The sequence below is a fragment of the Pseudoalteromonas sp. SG43-1 genome, assembly GCF_014164415.1.
Classification (GTDB): domain Bacteria; phylum Pseudomonadota; class Gammaproteobacteria; order Enterobacterales; family Alteromonadaceae; genus Pseudoalteromonas; species Pseudoalteromonas distincta.
In genome coordinates this window covers 1-247 of record NZ_JACJFD010000102.1, presented here as the reverse complement: position 1 = coordinate 247, position 247 = coordinate 1, and the positions used below count along the sequence as shown (strand labels likewise).

Genomic DNA, 247 nt, shown 5'->3' with positions numbered 1-247 from the left:
GTCTAAAAATTCAGTTGTCCTAGTGACACATTTATGTGTCCCCATCGTCTAGAGGCCTAGGACACCGCCCTTTCACGGCGGTAACAGGGGTTCGAATCCCCTTGGGGACGCCACTTACTTATTTTTTAATAGGGAAGTGAAGTGTTATTAAGAAAGCTCGCCTGAAACGAGTCTAAAAATTCAGTTGTCCTAGTGACACATTTATGTGTCCCCATCGTCTAGAGGCCTAGGACACCGCCCTTTCACG

At 47.0% G+C, this 247-nt stretch carries 1 tRNA gene; it reads left to right on the top strand.

What is annotated here, in order from left to right:
• Window positions 1-37 precede the first annotated feature (37 nt).
• Window positions 38-113: transfer RNA gene (locus H5159_RS20900), tRNA-Glu, on the top strand.
• The last annotated feature ends 134 nt before the right edge of the window (window positions 114-247 follow it).